The following is a 3,927-nucleotide window of genomic DNA, read 5'->3' as shown; positions in this document are numbered from 1 at the left end:
AGCCCGAGCTCGCGGACGGCCTCGGCGATCCGGGCGATGTGGGGATCGCCGTCCTGGGCCCCGGAGGCGATCGCCACCCGCGCGCCCCCCAGTGGCCGGAACCGACCGCCCGCGACCTTGGCGCCGGCGCGGACCAGGACCGGCTTGCCGTCGAGGACCTGGATGCAGTTCATCCCCAGGGAGTGGCGACCGGGGAGCGGCACCCCCAGGCGGGTGTCGAGCTTCAGGTCGATGCCACCGGCCCCCGAGGACCCCACGGCTCCGAGACGGGCGTCGTCCAGGGCTCCACCGGCCGTTCCGACCATGTCGCCCTTCCACTTGGGAAAGCCCCAGAGTTCGTTGCCCGCCGCGAGCGTGAAGTCCTGGTCGACCGGCAGCTCGTGGATGTGCTGCTGGACACCGACCCCCGGCACCTTGACCTGGAATGCCAACCCCACCTCGTGATATCCACCGAGGACGTTGCCCGGGACGTCGTGGTACCGGACGTGGATCATCGTGACCGGCGTACGACCACCCGGGAGGGACACCGGCTCGGCCCCCGCGGAATCCAGGATCGCGGACTGGGGCCCGGCGGCGATGAGCCGACGGGCGACGGCCGGCCGCGACAGGAACGCGGCGCCCGATATCGAGGCGGAGACGACGGGGACCGGGAACGTGATCTGACGGCCCGCGACGACGCGGGTGGTGGGAGAACTCATGCCCCGACGTTAGCCGCTGCGGTAACAGGTTTCAGCATATTTCGGGGCTAACGTCCCGGGGTCGACCACGGATAGACCAGGTAGAGACGGGCACACGGTCCGCCCACGCGGCACAGACCGCGTCGACACCCACCGGGAGCACACCATGTTGAAGGCACTCGCCGACTTCTTCGCCCAGTTCGATTTCACCGTCGGTTCGTCCGCCGCGATCAACGGCTTCATCTCCGGCTCCACCGCCGCCCTCGAGCAGTCGTTCGGATTCGACAGCTCGATCGGACAGCTCGCCGTGAGCAGCATCGGCCGGGTCGGCCCCGTCGAGAACGGCGCCTGACCCGACTTCACCGACACCGGAGAACCCCCGGTCACCCCCTCGGGTGGTCGGGGCGATCCGCGTCTCGGGTGGGGTCCGACAGGTCGTCGGGAGGCGCGGCTGCCAGCTGACCACTCGACTTGCCCTTGTACCGGGGCCGCAGCAGATTCGCGGGGGACAGGATGTCGTCGACCTCCTCCGCCGAGAGCAGGCCCATCTCCAGCACGACCTCGCGGACGCCACGGCCCGAGCGCGCGCACTCACGGCCCACCAGGTCGCCGTTGTGGTGACCGATCACGGGATTCAGATAGGTGACGATGCCGATCGAATCCATGACATTGCGGCGGGCCACCTCGACGTTGGCCGTGATACCCCGCACGCACTTCTCCGTGAGCGTCTCGATCGCCTTGGTGAGCAGGGAGATCGACTCGAACATCGCCTGCGCGATCACGGGCTCCATCACGTTGAGCTGCAGCTGCCCCGCCTCGGCCGCCATCGTCACCGTGACGTCGTTGCCGATCACCTTGAAGCAGACCTGGTTGACCACCTCGGGGATCACCGGGTTCACCTTGGCCGGCATGATCGACGACCCCGCCTGGAGCTCGGGGAGGTTGATCTCGTTGAATCCCGCGCGCGGGCCGGAGGAGAGCAGACGCAGGTCGTTGCAGATCTTGGACACCTTGGACGCGGTCCGCTTGAGAGCGGCGTGGACGTTGACGTAGTCGCCGGTGTCGCTGGTCGCCTCGATGAGGTTCATGGCCCCGGTGACCGGCAGACCGGTCACGACCCGCAGGTGCTCGACCACCGCACGGCGGTAGTCGGGCGGTGTGTTGACGCCGGTACCGATGGCCGTGGCGCCGAGGTTCACGTCGAGCAGCATCCGGGCCGCCGCGCCGAGGACGTGGAGTTCCTCGTCGAGGGTCACCGCGAATCCACCGAACTCCTGGCCCATGGACATGGGAACGGCGTCCTGCAACTGCGTCCGGCCCATCTTGAGGACCTCGCGGAACTCCTCCGACTTGTCGTAGCAGGCCTCCCGCAACGCGACGATCGCCGGCTCGAGCCGCTCGAGGGAGTGCCACAGGGCGATCCGGAAACCGGTCGGGTAGGCGTCGTTGGTGGACTGCGACCGGTTGACGTCGTCGTTCGGACTGATGACGTCGTAGGCGCCCTTGGGGTGACCGGTCCGCTCCAGCGCGAGGTTGGCCACCACCTCGTTGGTGTTCATGTTGACCGAGGTGCCGGCCCCGCCCTGATAGACGCACGAGGGGAACTGGTCCATGCAGCGGCCGTCCAGCAGGATCTCGTCGCACGCACCGACGATGGCCTCGGCGATGTCCGGGTCCAGGACTCCCATCTCGAGGTTCGCCAGCGCGGCGGCCTTCTTGACCATGACCATCCCGCGGATGAAGTCCGGGATGTCGCTGATGGTCTTCGAATCGATGGGGAAGTTCTCGACGGCGCGCACGGTGTGGATCCCGTAATAGGCGTCAGCCGGGACCGCCTTCTCACCGAGCAGGTCTCGTTCCACACGGGTCTGGGTCATACGTCCTCCGCTGATCGGGTCGACACGATCCACAGTAGACACGGCCCGCGGTCGGCGCGCGGTGTCACGGTTCGCGGGGATCCCCCGCCGCCGCGCGACCTTGCCTAGGGTGTGGGCATGTCGCGAACGACGACCTCCCGCCGCAGCCGGACCCTGTCCGCGGCGAAGGACGTCCTCCGGCCGCTGACCCCCTCGGACGGGGTCCTGGGCAGCATCGTCGACAGGGGCCAGGTGCCCCTGCCGCGCGGGACCTGGGCGGTGTTCGGCGTCGCGTTCGCCGGGTTCGCGCTACCCGTCATCGGGTTCGTCGAACTGGCCGAGCGGATCAGTTCCGGTGCCAAGCTGCCCTTCGACCGGCCCGTCATGCTGTGGTTGCGCAGGCGACACACCCCGCGCAACACCCGGATCGTCAGGGCGGTCACCGAACTCGGCGGGGTCACCGCCGTCCCGGTCTTCGCGCTCGCCGCCGCGGGTTACCTGGCCTACGTGCGGGGCAGCCGCCGACCGGCCGCGTTGCTCACGGTCTCCCTCGTCGGGTCCACCGTCATCAACTCGGTCCTCAAACTGATGTACCGGCGGGACCGCCCCACCTTCTTCACCCACATCGTCGAGGAGAAGAGCTACTCGTTCCCCAGTGGGCACGCCATGGCGAGTGCGGCGCTCGCCGGCTGCGCCTGCGTGCTCGCGTGGCCGACCGGGTGGCGCTACCCGGTGATCGCCGGGTCCAGCGCCTACGTCCCCGCGGTCGGCGTGACCCGCATGTACCTCGGCGTGCATTTTCCCAGCGACGTCCTCGCCGGCTGGTGCGTGAGCCTGGCCTGGGTGGGCGAGGTGGCCACGATCATGTGGCTCGTCGACCGCCTCGACTACTCCCCTCCGCTGCTCTCGCGTCCGGAGTCGTGATGGGCACCCACGCCCGGATCGTCCTGCACCACGGGGTCATCACCCGACTTCCGGCGGACGCGGTGGTCGACGCCGCCGCCCTGCGCCTGGCCCGGTCCCTTGTCGACTGAGGCGACCTCGCGAGCCGGCGCGGGACCGTCGAACGACGCGACCGCCGCCCCGGCAGTGGTCCTGACCGAGGTCTTCGCCCCGTGGGTGGTGCTCACAGCCGGCTCGCTCCACCTCGGCCACCGGGTGGGCTCGACCGGCTGGGGGGCGGCGACCGCAGCCGGACTGGGGGTGTTACCCCAGGCGGCGATCGCCTGGCGGGTGCGACGCAAGGCCCTGTCCGATCACCACGTCACCCGCAGGGAGGACCGCCCTCTGGTGATCGCCGGAATCGCCGCGTCGGTGGCCACCCTGATGGTGGCCCAACGTCGCCGCGGGGCGCCCGTCGCACTGCAGCGGATGACCCGGGCGGCTCTCGTGGA

4 protein-coding genes and 1 pseudogene are annotated in these 3,927 nt (G+C 69.6%); 3 read left to right on the top strand and 2 right to left on the bottom strand.

Going from position 1 to position 3,927, the window contains the following annotated elements; genetic code table 11:
- Positions 1–698: acetoacetate decarboxylase family protein (locus G6020_RS02225; RefSeq protein WP_182609526.1), on the bottom strand; the 698-nt coding region annotated here is incomplete at its 3' end.
- A 145-nt stretch (positions 699–843) separates the two neighbouring features.
- Here G6020_RS02225 and G6020_RS02220 point away from each other — a divergent pair.
- Positions 844–1,029 carry a hypothetical protein gene (locus G6020_RS02220; RefSeq protein WP_179523718.1) on the top strand — a complete coding sequence of 62 codons (186 nt, stop codon included), beginning with the start codon at positions 844–846 and terminating at the stop codon, positions 1,027–1,029.
- A 31-nt stretch (positions 1,030–1,060) separates the two neighbouring features.
- Here the strand turns inward: G6020_RS02220 and aspA are convergent, their stop codons facing one another.
- The gene (gene aspA, locus G6020_RS02215) at positions 1,061–2,554 is read right to left on the bottom strand and encodes an aspartate ammonia-lyase (RefSeq protein ID WP_179523719.1); all 1,494 of its coding nucleotides are present in this window, start codon (positions 2,552–2,554) and stop codon (positions 1,061–1,063) included.
- A gap of 117 nt (positions 2,555–2,671) precedes the next feature.
- Here aspA and G6020_RS02210 point away from each other — a divergent pair, with 117 nt between their 5' ends.
- The gene (locus tag G6020_RS02210; RefSeq protein ID WP_179523720.1) at positions 2,672–3,457 is read left to right on the top strand and encodes a phosphatase PAP2 family protein; all 786 of its coding nucleotides are present in this window, start codon (positions 2,672–2,674) and stop codon (positions 3,455–3,457) included.
- Positions 3,458–3,556: 99 nt separating this feature from the next.
- A pseudogene (locus G6020_RS02205) lies at positions 3,557–3,927 on the top strand (hypothetical protein); the annotation flags it as partial.

Source organism: Dietzia sp. B19, from assembly GCF_014145155.1.
Lineage (GTDB): Bacteria > Actinomycetota > Actinomycetes > Mycobacteriales > Mycobacteriaceae > Dietzia > Dietzia natronolimnaea.
Note: the sequence above shows the minus strand (reverse complement) of the source record. Positions and strands in the feature narration are given on the sequence as shown.